The sequence below is a fragment of the Lysinibacillus sp. NPDC086135 genome (assembly GCF_044746345.1).
In the GTDB taxonomy this organism is placed as follows: Bacteria; Bacillota; Bacilli; order Bacillales_A; family Planococcaceae; genus Lysinibacillus.
Window position 1 is genome coordinate 89,277 of sequence record NZ_JBIVCA010000019.1, and the last position, 19,953, is coordinate 109,229.

Consider the following 19,953-nt stretch of genomic DNA (forward strand, 5'->3'; position numbering starts at 1 on the left):
AATAGAAGATTTTTATCGTTGTTTACCTGAAAGTTGGACATCATTATAGATGTTGATTGCCTTGTCTAAACTGTTAATAGCATCTGTCACTTCGTGCGAAGATGCATAGGAGTTATTGGCAACAGATTGAGCGTTTTGCACTGCTTTTTCTAGGTCACGTTTTGCTCTTTCTGTTGTCCACTTTTCATAATAAGGTATGTCAGTTCCATCTCCATTAGCAGAAGTCTTTACATACTGAACAGAATTGACGAGTGACGTTAGCCAAGATTTATCAACATAATTTCGATAGTTTACACCGGATTTATGATTACTTCTATACGTTGAAATAGCACTATTTAAATAATTATAGGCAGACGAAATTTCTGACTGAGACGAGTAGCCATTATTTGCAACATTTTGAGCATATGAAACAGCTGAAACTAGAGCGTCTTTTTCACTTTGCGTCGTCCAAATTGTATAAGAAGATAATTCAGATCCATTAACAGAAACGGTTACATATTGAACAGAGTTAATCAGCGATAAAAGGGCAGATCTATCGGCATTAGTTTGGTAAGTACCATATTTTTGTGCATTTTTATAAACTGTGATCGCGTAGTTTAAATTGTTAATAGAACTTGAGATATCAGACTGGGTTGCATAGGTATTATTTGCAACAGACTGAGCGGATGAAACGGCAGAAGCTAGAGCATCCTTCTCACTTTGAGTCGTCCAAGGCGTATAAGAAGCTACATCATTACCATTATTCCAAGATACTGCAACATACTGAACAGAGTTAATCAGCGATGAAAGGGCAGATCTATCTCCACTAGTTTGGTAAGTACCATATTTTTGTGCATTTTTATAAACTGTGATCGCGTAGTTTAAATTGCTAATAGAATTTGTGATATCAGACTGAGTTGCATAGTTATTATTTACAACATACTGAGCGGATGAAACGGCAGAGGTAAGAGCATCCTTCTCACTTTGAGTCGTCCAAGGCGTATAAGAAGCTACATCATTACCATTATTCCAAGAAACCGTTACATACTGAATAGAATTAATCATCGATTGTAATGAAGACTTATCACCGTAAACATATTTTGTTCCGTTCTTTTGCGCAGCTTGATAAACGGTTAATGAAATCCTGTATTGTGTAATAGCATTGTTTATTTGTTCCTGAGAGGCGTTGGAATTATTAGCTACCGCTCTTGCGCTACTTACGGCATATTCGAATGCTGTACGTTCAGCCTGCGTTGTCCATTTCTCAGTTGTTAAAACGTCGTTTCCATTAACAGATACGGTAACGTATGGGGGTATAGCTACTAAATTACTTAGCTCAGTTTTATTCGCCACAGGTAATTTTACAGAGGCTTTTTTATCATCCACCTGTACCTTGTTAATAAGATGTCCTGAATCTAATGCCACCTTTTCCCCGTGTTTGACAATCACTTGCTCAATTTTACCTTCCCCGTAAAGGCTAAAATCTTTCTCAACATCGATTGTAAGCTTATCAACATTGGCAGTAACTTCAAATGCTGTAACTTTACCAACTACATTGATTTTTGAAATAGTCTTGTCAGAAGTCACATGTACTTTCGTACGCTCCAAGTTAATGTCTGGAGATTTAATATCTTTTAAAGTGACATTTAACCAATTAATATTTCTAGTTAATAAAGGTTTAAAAGTAATTGTATCCCCGATAGTAACGTCATCAATTGTAATTGCCTTCTTCACACGATTAGTTACAATAAGCTTATCTTTAATAGTTACATTTTGAACTTTTACATAATCCGCATTTACAGTTAGACTTCCTTCAATCTGTGCGTCACCACCATCAAAATATACTGCTTTTTTGTCAGTGCCAGCTTTAGTTAATGTTAGTTCTGTAACGCTCGTAATTTCGCCGTTTTTCACTACTACTGTTGCTTCGGCATCCATCAATGCAGTTTTATTCGATGTGTTAAAGAGGGGCTTCAGCGACTGGCTAATTTTAAATTGGCCATTGGATGTAAGTACTTTCTCTTTAGTAATGTTGTTAATGGTAATAGTTTGCCCCTTTGTTTTGGCTGCAGCTACCTGCCCATTAATTTGAATTGAGTGGTTTAAAGGTGAATTACTTGAAGCGGCATCTGCAGTGGGCATTGGCGATACTAGGGTTGCTGTAATAGCAGTTGCCATAAAAGTCGTTAATACTTTATTCTTCATTTTAGTCACTCCGATCATTGTATTTAATGGATAATATATCATATATTTCTTTGTTTTAGTACATAAAGGGTATATTTTACTATTTATTATACTTAAATGAAATGTAGTCCCTTTTTCTTTATCGTTCGTTTTTAAGAATCCTTAATTATTTAAAAAAAATGAAAGTGAAGTGCCAGGTTTTTTTTGTACGAAATTGGGTAGTTGGGTGCGGAAATCACGCTCATTTCAAGGGCTATAACGTTCTAAAAAGTAACTTTTACCATGTTGTTAAAGACACTGTATTAGTTTAGTGTGTTCAGGAAAAACGCCTTGATATGAGTGGTGAGTTAGTTTTGAAGTACATTGACCAAGCATAAAAACAGCACTACTATAGGAGAGGGAAGGGGGACAAGCTATGATGTATCTCGGTATGATTTTTTTTAAAATTGTGACTCCAATTCTAGTGCTTCTAGTACTTGGTGCAGTTTTACAAAAGAAATTTCGCTTTAATTTAAAGGCGTTATCTCAACTTATTACATATTGCTTCATGCCAGCAGCAGTTTTTGTGAATATATATGAAACGAGTATAGAGCTGTCTGTGCTTGGGGAAGTTGCGTTATTTATTCTACTCTTTATCGGAAGCCAAATGGTGCTTAGTCATTTTCTTGCAAAGGGACTAGGCTTAGTAAAAACAGAGGCTGCGGTGTTTAAAAATAGTGTTGTCCTAATTAATTCGGGTAACTATGGAATTCCAGTTGCACAAATGATTTTTGTGGCTCAGCCGATTGGCGTAGCGATTCAGGTCATTCTCGTTATATTTCAAAATATGACGACCTATACTTACGGCTTGTACAATTTAATTTCTTCAACAAAATCGGGCATGTCTATTGTGAAAGACTTCCTCAAAATGCCCATTATTCATGCACTTATTATTGGTGTGGCAATGAACTATTTTACTATCGCTATTCCGCAGTTTGTAAGAATTCCGATAGACCATGTGGCAGATGGCTTTATCGCTGTAGCATTAATAACTTTAGGGGCGCAACTATCGCAACTTGAAATTAAATCCATGTTCAATAAGATAGTATTCATTAGCTGTTTTACACGACTAGTCATAGGGCCAGCCGTTGCATTGCTAATCATTTTTGCGCTTGGTCTTGATGGTGTCGTGGCACAATCACTTTTTATAGCTAGTTCGTTCCCAACATCGCGAAATAGTTCTAGTCTTGCATTAGAATATGACGTAGAATCGGCAACTGCTGCACAAACAGTTTTATTTTCAACGATTGTGAGCTGTATTACAGTGACGATTGTGATTTATGTGGCGGAACTGTTGTTTACTTAACAGTTTGGTGCTATTCGGAATAAAAAAGATTATTGTCAAAACGTGAGGTTGATTTCCGTTCCGGCTGGGCGCTTTGTCGCTGACGCTTCGCTTTCGCACAGTTAAAACATTTGTCGCTGACGCTTCGCTTTCGCGCAGAGCAGAGCTTCCTGGGGGCGTCCGATGAGCCACTCGCGCTGCTCGCTCCAGGGTCTCATCTGTGACGCTGATCCCCGAGGAGTCGCCCAGCCTCCACTCCAATCAACCTATATGCATGGCTTACGTTTAAACTTCTTTCAGTAGAAGTCTCCCATCTCTATAGGTTGTAAGATACAATTCGGGTTTAAGTTACTTTTCAGTGGTGTCCAAGCATCAGCTGAACACGGATCGATAAGGAATTAATATAGATGCAGGCCTAAGCACAATGCCGAATCCAGATGCAATTATGCCGAGGCATAATTGATCAATTGCTGTCGCCAACTTTTGATGATAAGCAAAAAAAACAAATGAAGCTTCCATCTCTTAACAATATCTGCTACACTATCATCAAACTTAATAGCATTAACTAGGGGAGTCTGATGAGTCAGGCTGAGAGGGAAACGCATAGAGGTTTCTTGACCCTTTGGACCTGATCTGGCTCATACCAGCGTGGGAAAGTTAACCATTATTGCACTCAATGTATTTGCAATAACTATACCTTTACATTCTTAGCCGGATCCAAAATTTTTTGGATTCGGCTTTTGTCTTTATTGGGGTGAGCTAGATTCGGTCCTTGTATAAATATAAAAGGGGGCGAAGTAGTTTATGACAACAGTTAGCGACAAGAATATTACGATTATGTCTAGTTTTGAAGGAAGTAAAAAAGTTTACGTAGAAGGTTCTCAACCAGATATTTTAGTGCCAATGCGTGAAATTGCTCTAAGTCCAACGACAGGAAGCTTTGGTGAAGAGGAAAATGCACCAGTACGTGTTTATGATACGAGCGGCCCGTATACTGATCCTGCGTATAAGGTGGACATTACGAAAGGATTGCCAGCTTTATGTAGTGCATGGATCAAAGAACGAGGTGACGTTGAAGAATACGAAGGGCGTACTATCAAGCCAGAAGATAATGGATTCCGCAAAGCTGATGATCCACGAATAAGTGAAAATATTTTTCCGTATTTATCCAAAAAGCCTTTGCGTGCGAAGAAAGGTAAAAATGTAACGCAGCTTCACTATGCACGAAAGGGAATTATTACTCCAGAAATGGAATTTGTAGCGATACGCGAAAATATGGACCCAGAATTTGTGCGCTCAGAGATCGCGGCAGGACGTGCTATTTTGCCATCTAATATTAATCACCCTGAGGCAGAGCCGATGATTATTGGACGTAACTTCCACGTAAAAATAAACGCCAATATTGGAAATTCAGCGGTGTCATCCTCTATTGCAGAAGAGGTAGAAAAAATGACGTGGGCTACACGCTGGGGTGCTGATAACATTATGGATTTATCTACTGGTAAGCATATTCATACGACACGTGAATGGATTATTCGTAACGCCGCGGTGCCAGTGGGAACGGTGCCGATTTATCAAGCGCTAGAAAAAGTAAATGGAGTGGCAGAGGATTTAACATGGGAGGTGTATCGTGATACGTTAATCGAACAGGCTGAGCAAGGTGTTGATTACTTCACGATTCATGCAGGGGTATTGCTACGCTATGTGCCATTAACGGCTAATCGTGTAACAGGCATAGTGTCTCGAGGAGGCTCGATTATGGCGCAGTGGTGTTTATATCACCATCAAGAGAGCTTCTTATATACTCATTTTGAAGAGATCTGCGAAATTATGAAAACCTATGATGTTGCCTTCTCTTTAGGTGATGGTTTACGTCCTGGTTCTATTGCAGATGCAAATGATGAGGCTCAATTTGCAGAGCTAGAAACGCTAGGGGAATTAACGCAAATTGCCTGGGAGCATGATGTACAGGTGATGGTAGAAGGACCAGGGCATGTACCAATGCATCTTATTAAAGAAAATATGGATAAACAGTTAGAGGTGTGTAAGGAAGCTCCTTTCTATACTTTAGGACCGTTGACAACAGATATTGCCCCTGGTTACGACCATATTACATCGGCTATTGGTGCTGCAATGATAGGGTGGTATGGTACGGCAATGCTATGTTATGTGACGCCAAAAGAGCATCTCGGCCTACCAAATCGTGACGATGTTCGTGTAGGGGTTATTACGTATAAAATTGCTGCACATGCTGCCGATTTAGCGAAAGGGCATCCGGGAGCACAGCAGCGTGACGATGCGCTATCTAAGGCACGATTTGAATTCCGCTGGCGCGATCAATTCAATCTTTCGTTAGATCCAGAGCGTGCAGTTGAATACCATGATGAAACATTGCCTGCAGAAGGGGCAAAAACTGCGCACTTTTGTTCAATGTGTGGACCTAAGTTTTGTAGTATGAGAATCTCACAGGATATTCGTAATTATGCAAAAGAGAGTGACTTAAATACGACTGAAGCAATCCACAAAGGTATGAAGGAGAAAGCAGAGGAATTTAAACAGGCAGGCAGTCAAATTTATCAATAATTAGTAAAGCAGGCTTGTGTCAAATTAGGCACAAGCCTTATTAGTTTCATCGGACGCCCCCAGAAAAGCGCCCTGTCGGAACGGAAATCAACCACACATTATGGTGATGAGTCTTCGTTCTGTCATTAATATAAAAAAACTCCATGTGAAGATGTCCTTCACATGGAGTAAAAAGTTGGATTGGATATCAATAATAATGGAAAATTAAACGTTTGTTGCTTGCTTTTCGTATGGGTTTGAAAGATCCATACCTTCTAATGAAAGACCCATAGCTTTTGCTACACCTTCGCCATATGCTGGATCAGCTAAATAGCAGTGAAGAATATGACGGCCTTTGATGAACTCTTCAACTGGTGCCATATCATTAGCAGTATTTTCGAATAGACGTTGTTGCTCTTCGGCAGTCATTAGGCGGAATAATTTACCCGGCTGCTCGAAGTAGTTATTGTCGTCTTCACGGAAATCGTGGATACCAGCATTACCGTCTATACGTAATTCAGGCTCTTTATAGTCTAAATTATGTTCCCACTCACCATAGCTATTTGGTTCGTAGCTTAAAGTTGAACCTAGGTTGCCATCGAAACGCATAGCGCCGTCGCGGTGGAATGAACGGAATGGGCATTTTGGTGCGTTTACAGGAAGCATGTAGTGGTTCACACCTAAACGGTAGCGTTGTGCGTCTGCATACGCAAAGATACGAGCTTGTAACATTTTGTCTGGCGAGAAGCTAATACCAGGGATAATGTTAGATGGTGCAAATGCAGCTTGCTCAACTTCCGCAAAGTAGTTGTCCGCATTTTTGTTTAACTCGAATTCACCCACAGGAATTAATGGGAAGTCTTTTTTATACCATACCTTCGTTAAATCAAATGGGTTATATGGTAACTCACGAGCCTGTTCCTCTGTCATTATTTGAATGTACATTTTCCATTTAGGGAAATCGCCTTTTTCAATAGCCTCATATAGATCGCGTTGTGAAGATTCGCGGTCGTTACTGATTACTTCAGCAGCCTCAGCACCAGTTAAGTTTTTAATGTCTTGCTCTGTACGGAAGTGGAATTTAACCCATACGCGCTCATTTTCAGCATTAATAAAGCTATAAGTGTGAGAACCGAAACCATGCATATTGCGGTATCCAGCCGGAATACCACGGTCAGACATAACAATTGTTACTTGGTGGAGCGCCTCTGGTAATGAAGTCCAGAAATCCCAGTTTGAATTCGCATTTTTCATATTCGTACGTGGGTCACGTTTTACCACGTGGTTTAAATCTGTAAAGTGTAAAGGATCACGGAAGAAGAATACAGGTGTGTTGTTACCAACTAAATCCCAGTTACCTTCTTCTGTATAGAACTTAAGTGCAAAGCCACGAATATCGCGCTCAGCATCCGCTGCACCACGCTCACCTGCAACTGTGGAGAAGCGTGCAAACATGTCAGTCTTTTTCCCAACCTCTGAGAAGATTTTTGCTTTTGTATATTTAGTAATATCATGCGTTACAGTGAAAGTACCGAATGCACCTGAACCTTTAGCATGCATACGACGTTCAGGAATAACTTCACGGTTGAAGTTCGCTAATTTTTCAACTAGCCATACATCCTGGAGTAATAGAGGACCACGAGGACCTGCTGACATAGAATCGTGGTTGCTTACTACTGGAGCACCACCTGCTGTTGTAAAACGACGGCTACGATTATTTTCATTTGTCATATTAGTTTACCTCCTAAGAAAAATTGTGAGTCAAACTCTTCATCAATAACTATAACAAATGTAAATTATAATTGCTAGTAAATTATAATTATTATTGTTAAAGAATTTTTACATTAAGATACAAACTACAAATATATGCTAGATTTAAATAGCTTATGAATAACCTTTACCACTAATTTAGTTTTTAAAACATTTTCGAGAATTACTTGAAAATAAGTTATGAAGAAGAGGAAGCTTAAGAATAAAATGAATTCTTTTGTTTACTTATTCTTATTGAAAATAGAGTATGATAATTGAAAATAATTGCAGTGAAAGTTTTGGGGATCAGGTATCGGAGATCCCTTAAAGATATAGCCTTTACCCGCTACGCTTCGCACAAGTTTCTAGTTAGAACGGAAATCAACTCCTTGTTACTTAAAAGTCTTTTTAAGTTTTGCGATAACGATGGGGAGTAATTCCGATGTGCTGTTTAAAAATTTTTATGAAGTAATTCGAATCATCAAAACCATTTAAATCGGCAATTTCACTAATAGCAAAATCGGTTTCTACAAGCATTTTTGTGGCATTTTGAATTCGGACTTGCTGTAGGTAGCGTTTAAATGGCAGGCCTTGCTTCTTTGAAAAAATCGTACTTAAATAATTGGGACTAATCCCTAATTTATGAGCAACGTAAGGTAATGATAACCCGCTATCCTGAAATTGCTGGTCGATAATTTCTATGGCCAGTTCTACATAGTCAGCCCGTTTTTCTATTCGAGCCTCATTAGCTAATTCAATCAGCCTTTGTGTAAATGATATGATGCCATTTAAAATGGTATAAAATATAGGATGCTCAATAATTAAATGAAAAAGCTGACGATAATTTTGCTCAATTGCCGCTTTCTCATGTAATTTATACTTCAGCATAAAACGCCGAATTTGCGCCAGAACACTCGTTAGATGAATACGTAAGTCATCTTGCTTGTAATATATTCCTTCATTAGATAGTCGATATAAAAATGCTTTGACGGCTTCAATATTTCCGTCCTCTAAACTACTTATTAGTAATTGCTGCTCTTCAGGTGTTAGTAAAGGATCGAAGGGCTGTGTCTCCAATTGTTTGCTCGCATAAAAAATATGCCCATAGCCTTCGTAAAAGCTTTGATGAAGTGCACGTTTTGTTAAGGTATACATATTCTTCATGGTGGTCGGTTCCCCATCATAAACCCCAATATTTAACGAGCTATTATTCGTTAATCGCCATTCCTTCATTAATGTACGAACATCCTTCTCTAAATCATTTGTTTGGAATAAACATACAATTTTTTCTGATAAAGGATAAATCCTCATGCTAGAATAAATAGGCGTTTGCTGAAGCCAGTTGTATAGTTTGTTAAACATTTCGGAATGCTCAGGCTCGATCATTGTGAAATGTATATTTGTCTCTATGGAACTAGTTTTACTATCTAAAAATAGTTGATAGTAAAAGGATTCATCTGTTGCTTCTTGATACACTGCTTCTGCTTTGGTTGTCCGAAGGGAAATAGCAGTGAGCTTTTGCTTTAATACTTCTAAATCAATTGGTTTAACGAAGAGATGTGCGACCTGTAAATCAATTGCCTTTAATGCATTTTTAAAAAGTGGCTCTGTCGTCATAGCTAAAATAGTCCCAGAATGTTTTTGTAAAACACGATAAAGTGCAATTAAACGATTATTTGAGAATAGGTCAATATTTAGCAGTATCACCTCAGGCTCGAATTGCTGGATACTTTGAAGTGCCTCATTAATAGTTGTACCTATTTCTATAGTTACATCCCCAGGAAAATATGTATGTAAAAACCAACGAATCCCTGAAAGATCAGTGGAATCCCTGTCGATTAATAACAATTTCACAACTGCAAACCTCCTTAAAATAATCTAGTTTCGTAAAAAAATACTATTATATTATTAAAATAACAAAAATTCTGAAATAATTCATGTTTTCTCTTTTAAAATTCCCTATTTTCTGAAAAAGGTAGTTAGTACAATGTAGTTAGTGTAATTGTTATTTATCTTTTGTAGCGATAGCGAAATTGATTAAAAGCATTTTTACATAGCTCTAAGGAAACAGGGGGATGACATTATGAAGTCTATTATCGAGCTTGATGGCCAGACATTAACAAGACAGCAAATAGGGGAAATTGTAGAAGGTCGTGCCACGGTAGCGCTTTCTCTAGACAGTGTGGAGCATATACGTTTAAGTAGGGAACGCATTGAAAAGCGTTTAGCTGAGGGGCAAACGATATATGGTGTGAATACAGGCTTTGGAAAGCTGAGTAATATAAAGATTGAAGAGGAAGACATTGAGCTTTTACAGTTAAATTTATTGCGCTCAGATGCAACTGGTGTGGGTGCGCCGTTTCCAACAGATGTTGTACGTGCAATGATGGTTTTACGTGCGAATGCTCTAGCTCGTGGTTTTTCAGGAATTCGTCTGGAAACAGTGCAGCTGCTTTTGGAATTTATTAATAAGGGAGTACACCCGATTGTACCTTCTCAAGGTTCAGTTGGAGCAAGTGGAGATTTAGCGCCGTTATCACATTTGGCTTTAGTGCTTGTAGGTGAAGGTAAGGCGGAGTTTAATGGAGAGATTATGAGTGGCAGTGCGGCGTTACAGCAAGCTGGGCTAACGCCTGTCCGACTACAAGCTAAGGAAGGTCTAGCGCTTGTAAATGGTACCCAAGCAATGACGGGTATCGGGGTTTTAACAGTGAACGAGGCAGAGCGTATTGGGCTAGCAGCAGATATGGCAGCAAGTTTAACGCTTGAGTCACTGAAGGGTATTACTTCAGCATTTGATCCAGCACTTTTGGCGGTAAGACCACACCCGGAATTAGAGCTTGTTGGCGGACGAATCCGTAAATGGCTTGATGGAAGTAAACGTGTGACAAAGCAAGGTGAAATCCGTATGCAGGATGCCTATTCACTACGTTGTATTCCACAAGTGCATGGTGCTTCATGGCAGTCATTTTTCTATGCTCAGGACCGTGTGCAAACTGAAATGAATGCAACGACAGATAATCCGATTGTTTTAGAAAATGGAGAAGTATTGTCTGGTGGGCATTTCCACGGTCAACCAATTGCATTAGCAATGGACTTTTTAAAAGTCGGTGTATGTGAATGGGCTAATATTTCGGAGCGACGTACAGAACGCATGGTTAATCCACAGCTTAATGAAGGTTTGCCTCCATTTTTAGCGACAAATCCTGGTATTGAATGTGGGCTAATGATTGCTCAATATACAGCAGCCTCTATCGTATCCGAAAACAAAGTGTTGGCACATCCCTCAAGTGTGGATTCTATACCGACATCAGGGAACCAAGAGGATCATGTGAGCATGGGTACAACATCAGCGCGCCAAGTACGTCAAATCGTACACAATGCCGCTCGTGTCATTGCGATAGAAATGATTTGTGCATCGCAGGCTATCCATTTAGACAAAGCGGAAGAGCAGTTATCTCCAACAACTCGAAAGTATTTAGAAAAAGTGCGTGAATTTTGTCCACCACTGTTAGCGGATCAACCAATCGGCGATGAAATAGAAGCGCTTTCACAGTATTTATTAACGAGTGATGTTCTATTAAACGAGTATATGTAAACCTTAGATGATAATTTCCTATAGGAAATCCAACAAATCTTTCAATTTGTCCGGATTGACAGGGAATTCTAATTAACAGTCGAGGGGGAATAGGATGGAATTTCAACAACAAGAGCTGAGGCAAGACTCGCAATTCCGAGTCTCCTCCGCTATGAAGATGATTGCGTGCAGTTTGGTCGGAATATTCAGTTTCTTCATATCGTTTGAATGGCAAGGTAAGAATACAATTTTAATTGATCACATTGTGAATTTTATTCGCACTGAAGCACCACTACTTGTAACTGCATATGTACTCATAATGCTTGTAGGTGGAGCGGTTCATCCATTCCTTACGAAGAAGTGGAATAAGTCGATAGTCAATATTGTATTGTCAATTTTTAAAGTGGGCGGTATGGTTGCCGGGATTTTATTAATTTTTAATATAGCACCTGCATGGCTAGCAAATGAAAGCATCGGTCCGTATTTAATGGAGAAGCTTATTAAGCCGGTAGGGATACTAATCCCGATTGGATCTTTGTTTTTAGCACTTCTAGTAAGCTATGGGTTGCTTGAATACATCGGTGTTTTAACACAGCCGTTTATGAAGCCTATTTTTAAAACACCTGGACGTTCAGCAGTGGATGCAGTTGCCTCATTTGTCGGCAGTTATTCGGTTGGCTTACTTTTAACGAATCGTGTTTATATGGAAGGTCGCTACACAGCGAAGGAAGCCGCGATTATTGCAACAGGTTTCTCGACTGTATCTGCAACGTTTATGGTTGTCATTGCGAGTACGCTGGATATTATGCAGCATTGGAATGCGTTTTTCTGGGTGTCGCTCGTTGTAACATTTGTGGTCACTGCGTTAACAGCGCGTATTTATCCACTTCGTTCAATGAAGGATGAATACTATAAGGGCGCGACGCCGATGCCGGAAAAGATTGTAAAGAAGGACCGTTTTAAAGAAGCATGGCGTCAAGCGATGGATGCAGTTGAGCAAAATCCACCTTTATCTAAAGTTTTATGGGCGAATTTAAAGGATGGCTTCATTATGGCGATGGGTGTTATTCCATCGATTCTATCAATCGGTCTGCTAGGGCTTGTACTTGCAACATATACACCAATTTTTGATTGGCTTGCGTATATTTTTGTACCATTCACATATGTGTTACAAGTTCCAGAACCATATTTAGCAGCGAAAGCGCTGTCATTATCGTTAGCAGAAGTATTTTTACCAGCACTTGTTGTCACACAGGCAGCACTTGTGACGAAATTTATTGTGGCGGTCGTATCGATATCGGCAGTTCTGTTCTTTTCAGCCGTTATTCCGCTTATTTTATCATCTGAAATTCCATTGACATTGCGCCAAATTTTACTCATTTGGTTTGAGCGTGTCGTATTAACGTTAATCATCGTAACACCAATAGCATTTTTACTATTTTAAAGGAGTGTGTTTTTAATGGTAGTTAAAACAAATATTCGTGCACCACGTGGGAATGAATTAACATGTAAAGGTTGGACGCAGGAAGCTGCAATGCGTATGTTAATGAACAATTTAGATCCTGAAGTAGCAGAAAATCCAGATGAACTAATCGTTTACGGAGGTATCGGTAAAGCGGCGCGTAATTGGGAGAGCTATGAGCAAATTATTGCGTCATTAAAAGAATTAGAGAATGATGAAACACTTCTTATTCAATCAGGAAAACCGGTAGCTGTATTCCGTACACATGAACATTCGCCACGTGTATTGATTGCAAATTCTAATTTAGTGCCAGCGTGGGCAAATTGGGAGCATTTCTATGAGTTGGAGGACCGTGATTTAATGATGTACGGTCAAATGACGGCTGGTAGCTGGATTTATATTGGCGCACAAGGCATTTTACAAGGAACGTATTTATCATTCGTAGAGGCAGGTAAAAAAGTATTTGGCACAGCAGATTTACGCGGTAAATTCATCCTTACAGGTGGTATGGGTGGTATGAGTGGTGCACAGCCTTTAGCTGGGAAAATGGCTGGTGCTGTCATTTTAGTCGTCGAAGTAGATCGTGCTCGAATTGAACGTAAAATAAAAGAGGGCTACTGTGATTATCTTGTGGAGACAGTAGATGAAGCTATTGAATTAGTCAATAAACTACGTGACCAAAAAGAGCCTGCGTCGATTGGTCTTGTTGGCAACTGTGCGGATGTTAATCGTGAGCTATTGAATCGAGGAATTATCCCTGATTTTGTAACTGACCAAACATCTGCTCATGATCCGATAAATGGTTATGTTCCAAATGGTATGACATTTGGGGAAGCGCTTGAACTGCGTAAAAGTGATGTAAAAACGTATGAGCGAAGAGCAAAAGAGACGATGGCTGAGCATGTTCGTACAATGCTTGACTTCCAACAGGCGGGCGCAGAAGTATTTGATTACGGTAATAACATTCGTGCTTATGCCAAAGAGATGGGTGTAACGAATGCCTTTGACTTCCCTGGCTTTGTTCCGGCGTACATTCGTCCATTATTCTGTGAGGGGAAAGGACCATTCCGTTGGGCTGCACTTTCGGGTAACCCTGAGGATATTTATAAAACAGATGCACTTGCAAAAGAGATGTTTGCTGAAGATGAAGGTCTTGTGAACTGGATTGATATGGCGCAAAAAATGGTGAAATGGCAAGGGTTACCGGCACGAATTTGCTGGTTAGGCTATGGTGATCGTCATCGTTTTGCATTGAAGGTTAATGAAATGGTTGCTAATGGTGAGCTATCAGGGCCGATTGTCTTTGGTCGAGATCATCTAGACTCAGGCTCAGTTGCATCGCCAAATCGTGAAACAGAGGGTATGCTTGATGGCTCTGATGCAGTATCAGACTGGCCGATTCTAAATGCGCTTGTCAATACAGCAAGTGGTGCCAGCTGGGTAAGTGTTCATCACGGTGGTGGTGTAGGTATGGGTTATTCTCAGCATGCTGGTCAAGTGCTAGTAGCGGATGGTTCTGAGTTAGCGGCAGAGAAGATTGCACGAGTGTTAATTTCCGATCCAGGAATGGGCGTTGTGCGTCACGCAGATGCTGGCTATGAAATTGCTATTAATACAGCAAAGAACAAAGGTGTGCGTATACCAATGTTAAAGGATGATGCGAAGTGACAATTTTAATCAAAAATGCCAATGAAGTGATCACGTTAAAAAGTGCCGTACAAGGTCCTCGTACAAAAGAACAAATGCGTGAAATTGCGGTGCTGGAAAATGGCAGTGTTTTAATGGAGGGCAATAGCATTATAGCAGTAGGGCCCATTGCGCAGCTAGAAGTGGACTTCCCTAAACTTGTCAAGGTGGCTGAGGTTATTGACGCCTCAGGTAAGGTTGTTATGCCAGGTCTCGTTGATTGTCATACGCATTTAGTTCATGGAGGAACACGTGAGCAGGAGTTTAATATGCGACTCAATGGTTCCACATACATGGAAATTATGAATGCGGGTGGTGGGATTCATGCCACAACAAAGCGGACTCGAGAAACTAGCTTTGGTGATTTATATAGAAAAACGATGAATCATTTAGATGTGTTTTTAAAGCATGGTGTCACAACAGTTGAAGCAAAATCTGGCTATGGTTTGGATTGGGAAACTGAAAAGAAACAGCTTGAGGTAGCTAAGGAACTGCAAGCCACACATGACATTGATGTCGTTAGTACCTTTATGGGGGCGCATGCGGTGCCACGTGATTATAAGGGTCGTGAGGATGAATTTGTGGATGTAGTCATTCATGACATGTTGCCGAAAGTAGCTGAGCTAAATCTTGCAGAATTCAATGATGTATTTTGTGAAAAAGGTGTATTTACGCCAGAGCAATCACAACGCATTTTAGAGGCGGGAAAAGCGTTGGGGTTAACACCGAAAATTCATGCAGATGAAATTGAGCCTTATAAGGGAGCAGAGCTTGCCGCGGAAGTAGGGGCAATTTCGGCGGAGCATTTATTAGTTGCTTCGGATGAGGGTATACAAAAAATGGCTGAAGCCGGGACGATTGCAGTGCTGCTACCTGGAACGGCATTCTTCTTACGTGCGCCATTTGCAAGGGGACGCCTCATGATTGATGAAGGGGTACCTGTTGCTATATCAACTGACTTTAATCCTGGCTCATCTCCAACGATGAGTCTGCCCTTTATTATGAATTTAGCTTGTATGCATATGGGCATGACACTAGAGGAAGTGTTAACGGCGACTACTATTAATGCTGCATATGCACTTAATCGTGGGCATCAAATTGGCTCTCTTGAAGCGGGCAAACAAGCTGACGTCATTATATTGGATGTTGCCAATTATAAGCAGTTACAATATTTCTATGGCATGAATCATACGAATACTGTAATTAAAAATGGGCGAGTTGTCGTACAGGATGGTATTCTTTTGAAAAATCAGCTAGTGAATTGAATAATACGAAAAGCATAAATAAGGCAGAGGTGCCTTGTTTATGCTTTTTAAATTGAAGGGATTATATTGCGTTAGACAATGAAAACCCGCAAGAGGAAAAGCGCTTGAAAATGTTTCACCCTGTTCATACTTATATCAGCAAATTCGTGAAGAATTTTACAGCGAAAGAATTACAGCAAGACATTGTAGTAAATGGATCTATTCTTTACAAAGAACCGACACTTAAGGAAATCCATGGTTCATCACCAAAAGTTGAGGATGACTTTTGTTAAAACTTCTACTATGTAAATAGTTGATTGGAGTGGAGACTGGGCGACTCCTCGGGGATCAGCGTCACAGATGAGACCCTGCAGCGCAGCGAAGCGGCTCATCGGACGCCCCCAGGAAAGCGCCCAGTCGGAACGGAAATCAACCACACGTTTTGGTGATGGTATATATAGAAGAGAATTTACATCTACTATGGAGTAAGTATAAACGAACAATGAATCCAGAAAAGTATCCCGTCGATTTAATTATTAAAGAAAAAGTTGTAAAGATGATAAATGGAGAACCAAAAGGAGAAGAAGAACGGAGGGATAGAGATGGCGAGAATAGGAATTTACGGATCGTCCTTTGATCCGATTACAAATGTTCATCTTTGGACCGCGAGCACAGTCGCGCATCGTTGCAAATTAGATAAAGTAATTTTTTTACCTTGCTCAAATAAACGAAAGGACAAGGAAATAAAAACAGAAAATACTCATCGATGGAATATGCTGCAGCTGGCTATTACTAAGGATGAGCGTTTTATTGCAGATTCATATGAAATGGAGCAAGAAGGCTGGAACATTTACACATATGATACGATGAAATATTTTAGAGAACAGCACCCTAATGATGACATTCATTTTATTATGGGAGCTGATTTATTAGTTGATATTGGCGCAGGATTGTGGAAAAAAGGAGAAGTGTTAGTAGATGAGAACAAATTTATTGTAATGGCAAGGCATGGGATTGATATGTTATCAACAATTAGTCGTTCTCCAATATTGAGGAATCATGATGATGGAAGATTTCATTTGATTGACAAAGGCTTAGCGATGGAAATTAGCTCTACCTATATTCGAGAAGAATTCGCAATGGGCGGTGAACCCAAATATCTACTGCCTGACGCTTGTTATGACTATATTAAAGAGCATAATCTTTATCAAAAATAATCTAGGTATGGGCGATACATGATAATAGAGTGTGGTTTTAAACTGCGCTTCAAACTGTAGGTAAAAGCTATTTGTTTTAAAAAGCGGTATGGTAATTTATTGAGGAGACCTCGTCATGTAGCGTATTGAAAGAAACTTTTATGCTTTCCTTGCGCGAAAACTATCAAACATATCCCGTTGCAATTTAGGATTTTTAAATAAATTATGAGGGGCTGTTGATTTTTCACGGAGAGTAGCGACTCCTGCGGGATTAGCTTGTGCAGAAAGCACCAACTCGGAGTGGAGATCAACATTAGTTTAATGATACGCATTATTTTATGTTTTTTCGTCGATAAATTGTTGATTGTAGTGGAGACTGGGCGACTCCTTGGGGATTAGCGTCACGGATGAGACCCTGCAGCGAAGCGGCTCATCGGACGCCCTCAGGAAAGCGCCCAGTTGGAACGAAAATCAATCTCACGTTATAAGGAGGAGTCTTTTATTTTGAAAAGATCGTGAACTTTCTCATTTACAGGTTTGGGTAAGATATAATAAATCTAAATGATATACAAAAGGTTGTGTGTATCATCTAGCGTAATGATTAATGTTAGAAAGGAATTCTTAGAAGTGCAGCTTACATTAACATTTTTTATTTTAGGAGCGACAATTATTGCATTTGTGACAAATAAAGTACGAGCGGATCTCGTTGCGATTGTGTCACTACTAGCATTCGTCATTACAGATATTTTAACGCCAACAGAGGCGCTTGCTGGCTTTTCGAACTCTGTAGTTTTAATGATTGCAGGGTTGTTCGTTGTGGGCGCAGGAATTTTACGCACGGGACTTGCGGGGATGGCAGGGCGATTATTGTTGAAATGGTCAGGTGATAGTGAGCTGAAGTTATTTGTGCTATTGCTCATTATTGTAGGGACGGTAGGTGCCTTTATGAGTAATACAGGTACTGTAGCTTTAATGATGCCGATCGTTGTTAGTATTGCCATTAGTATGAAGGAAAGTCCTTCGAAATTCTTGCTACCACTTTCTTATGTTGCGAGTCTTTCTGGGCTTATGACATTAATTGCCTCACCAACAAATTTAATTGTCAGTCAGTTATTAGTAGATAGAGGCTATAATAAGTTAGGATTTTTCGAAGTGACACCCATCGGTATTGTAGGAATGATAGTCGGTATTATCTATTTAGTACTCGTGCGCAATATTCTTTTACCAAATGAAAAAAATCGTACACAAACAAAAGCTGACTATAAACTATCTCCAAAGAAAATTATTAAGCAGTATGATTTAAACAATCGTTTGTTTAAAGTGTTTGTCCCAGAGGATTCGTCGATTATTGACGCAACATTAGCAGAATTAAAGCTTCCGGCCAAATATGCGCTTTGTATGATGAAAATTCACCGACGATCTCAAGAAGGCATTAATTTTTTACCGATGACATATCAGGAAATGGCAGGTCCAACGAGTGTGATACATGCCAAAGATGAATTGTATGTCCAAGGTGAGGAAGAAAATATTCGTCGCTTTGCTTTGGATTATAGTCTAGAGATGCAGGAATTAGTCGAAGGAGAGGCTGATGAATTGGTATCAAAGCATCTTGGTATTGCTGAAGTATTATTAACGCCAAATTCGAGCTTTATTAATAAGACTGTTAGCACCCTAGGCTTTCGAGAAAAATATAATCTTAATATAATTGGCATTAATCGTAGAGGCGGCTATAAACTACAAGATATGGTGACGCATAAATTGAAATTTGGCGATGCCATTTTAGTGCAAGGTGCATGGGATGAAATTTTATTACTTGCAAGGGAAACGCAGGATGTCGTTGTTGTTGGTCAGCCGAAAGAGCATGCGAGTGTCGCAGCAGCAACGGGTAAAGCTGGTATTGCTGGTGTCATTATGCTTTTAATGATTGTGTTAATGGCTTTTGAAATTTTCCCTGCTGTAATTTCCGTTATGATTGGTGCCGTATTGATGATATTAACAGGTTGTTTGCGAAATATGGAAGACGCATACAGCAATATGAATTTTGAAAGTATTGTGCTTGTAGCTGCAATGCTTCCGATGGCGACTGCATTGGAGAAAACAGGTGGTATGGTTATTTTATCTGATGGTATCATTAATGCACTTGGAGATTATGGACCGTATGGAGTACTAGTTGGCGTATATATTTTAACAGCTATTTTTGGACAGTTTATTAGTAATACGGCGACTGCGGTCTTGTTCGCACCAATCGCTATGAATGCCGCGATTGCAATGGAAGCAAGTCCCACGACATTTATGATTGCTGTTGCTGTAGCAGCGAGTATGGCGTTTGTCACACCAATTGCTTCCCCAACAAATGCGCTTGTGATGACAGCTGGCGGTTATAAATTTATGGATTTTGTGAAGATTGGAATGCCATTACAGATTATTATGTTTGTTGTCATGGTGCTAGCAATTCCATTTTTCTTCCCATTTTAAAAACTCGGTTTCTATACCGAGTTTTTTGTTTTTAGTGAAAAACAATTAATTTTTTAATAGAGATTATGATAAAATTATATTATAGATAACAATAAAACATTAAATTAACGTCAGATTGTGAGTCTAATAATAAATTGTTTTCTTAATCATTATATAGGAAGATTCTCAATGAAGTGAAAAATTATAAAGTTTTTTTAGAAAAAGTGTTGACCTTTTAAAATTAAGAGTGTAGTATTATACAAGTCGTTAAGACAGCTACTGAAAAACAATTAAATCAAATGAAAATTAGTTGTTGACATCTAGTGGACGACATGGTATTATGTAAAAGTTGCTGTTGAGAAAAGCAGCGGCAAAATGAACCTTGAAAACTGAACAAGCAAAACGTAATCAATAAAGTTTTTACTAGCTAACCTCGAGTTGGTGAACGAAACAAAATTTTGGACATCAAACATGATGCCAGCAAAACAATTTGAGCTAATCAAATTTCTTTTTATGGAGAGTTTGATCCTGGCTCA

At 39.4% G+C, this 19,953-nt stretch carries 11 protein-coding genes, 1 pseudogene and 1 riboswitch; of the genes and pseudogenes, 9 read left to right on the top strand and 3 right to left on the bottom strand.

The features are described from left to right. Positions 1-12: 12 nt before the first annotated feature. Positions 13-2,184, bottom strand: coding sequence for an S-layer protein (locus tag ACIPKN_RS21295; protein ID WP_400939865.1), 2,172 nt, complete (start codon positions 2,182-2,184; stop codon positions 13-15). Between the two features lie 394 nt (positions 2,185-2,578). On the opposite strand from ACIPKN_RS21295, the gene ACIPKN_RS21300 reads away from it, so the two are divergent. Both ACIPKN_RS21300 and thiC read left to right on the top strand, forming a co-directional pair. Further along, positions 2,579-3,508 carry an AEC family transporter gene (locus ACIPKN_RS21300; RefSeq protein ID WP_400939866.1) on the top strand — a complete coding sequence of 310 codons (930 nt, stop codon included), beginning with the start codon at positions 2,579-2,581 and terminating at the stop codon, positions 3,506-3,508. 536 nt (positions 3,509-4,044) lie between these two features. Beyond that, positions 4,045-4,159, top strand: a riboswitch (TPP riboswitch). A gap of 132 nt (positions 4,160-4,291) precedes the next feature. Continuing rightward, positions 4,292-6,070, top strand: coding sequence for a phosphomethylpyrimidine synthase ThiC (gene thiC / locus ACIPKN_RS21305; protein WP_400939868.1), 1,779 nt, complete (start codon positions 4,292-4,294; stop codon positions 6,068-6,070). 204 nt (positions 6,071-6,274) lie between these two features. On the opposite strand, the gene ACIPKN_RS21310 is transcribed toward thiC, so the two are convergent. Next, a complete protein-coding gene (locus tag ACIPKN_RS21310; protein ID WP_400939870.1) occupies positions 6,275-7,780 on the bottom strand; it encodes a catalase in 1,506 nt (501 codons plus the stop codon). Between the two features lie 426 nt (positions 7,781-8,206). After that, a complete protein-coding gene (locus ACIPKN_RS21315; RefSeq protein ID WP_400939872.1) occupies positions 8,207-9,652 on the bottom strand; it encodes a helix-turn-helix domain-containing protein in 1,446 nt (481 codons plus the stop codon). 229 nt (positions 9,653-9,881) lie between these two features. Between ACIPKN_RS21315 and hutH the strand changes: the two genes are divergently transcribed. The 7 genes and pseudogenes from hutH (at position 9,882) to ACIPKN_RS21350 (ending at position 19,438) form a co-directional block, all read left to right on the top strand. Continuing rightward, entirely contained in the window at positions 9,882-11,396 is a 1,515-nt protein-coding gene (gene hutH, locus ACIPKN_RS21320) for a histidine ammonia-lyase (protein ID WP_400939875.1), read from the top strand. Between the two features lie 94 nt (positions 11,397-11,490). Next, entirely contained in the window at positions 11,491-12,819 is a 1,329-nt protein-coding gene (locus ACIPKN_RS21325; protein ID WP_400939878.1) for a YjiH family protein, read from the top strand. A gap of 15 nt (positions 12,820-12,834) precedes the next feature. Continuing rightward, positions 12,835-14,505 carry a urocanate hydratase gene (hutU, locus tag ACIPKN_RS21330; RefSeq protein ID WP_400939880.1) on the top strand — a complete coding sequence of 557 codons (1,671 nt, stop codon included), beginning with the start codon at positions 12,835-12,837 and terminating at the stop codon, positions 14,503-14,505. Next, positions 14,502-15,788: an imidazolonepropionase gene (hutI, locus tag ACIPKN_RS21335; RefSeq protein ID WP_400939882.1), complete on the top strand. Its 1,287-nt coding sequence runs from the start codon at positions 14,502-14,504 to the stop codon at positions 15,786-15,788. Before hutU ends, hutI begins: the two co-directional genes overlap by 4 nt. Before the next feature lie 59 nt (positions 15,789-15,847). Then, positions 15,848-16,021: pseudogene (locus ACIPKN_RS21340) on the top strand (nicotinate phosphoribosyltransferase); the annotation flags it as partial. Between the two features lie 348 nt (positions 16,022-16,369). Then, the gene (nadD, locus tag ACIPKN_RS21345) at positions 16,370-16,984 is read left to right on the top strand and encodes a nicotinate-nucleotide adenylyltransferase (protein WP_400939885.1); all 615 of its coding nucleotides are present in this window, start codon (positions 16,370-16,372) and stop codon (positions 16,982-16,984) included. Positions 16,985-17,560: 576 nt separating this feature from the next. Then, positions 17,561-19,438: an SLC13 family permease gene (locus ACIPKN_RS21350; protein ID WP_400939888.1), complete on the top strand. Its 1,878-nt coding sequence runs from the start codon at positions 17,561-17,563 to the stop codon at positions 19,436-19,438. Positions 19,439-19,953 lie beyond the last annotated feature (515 nt).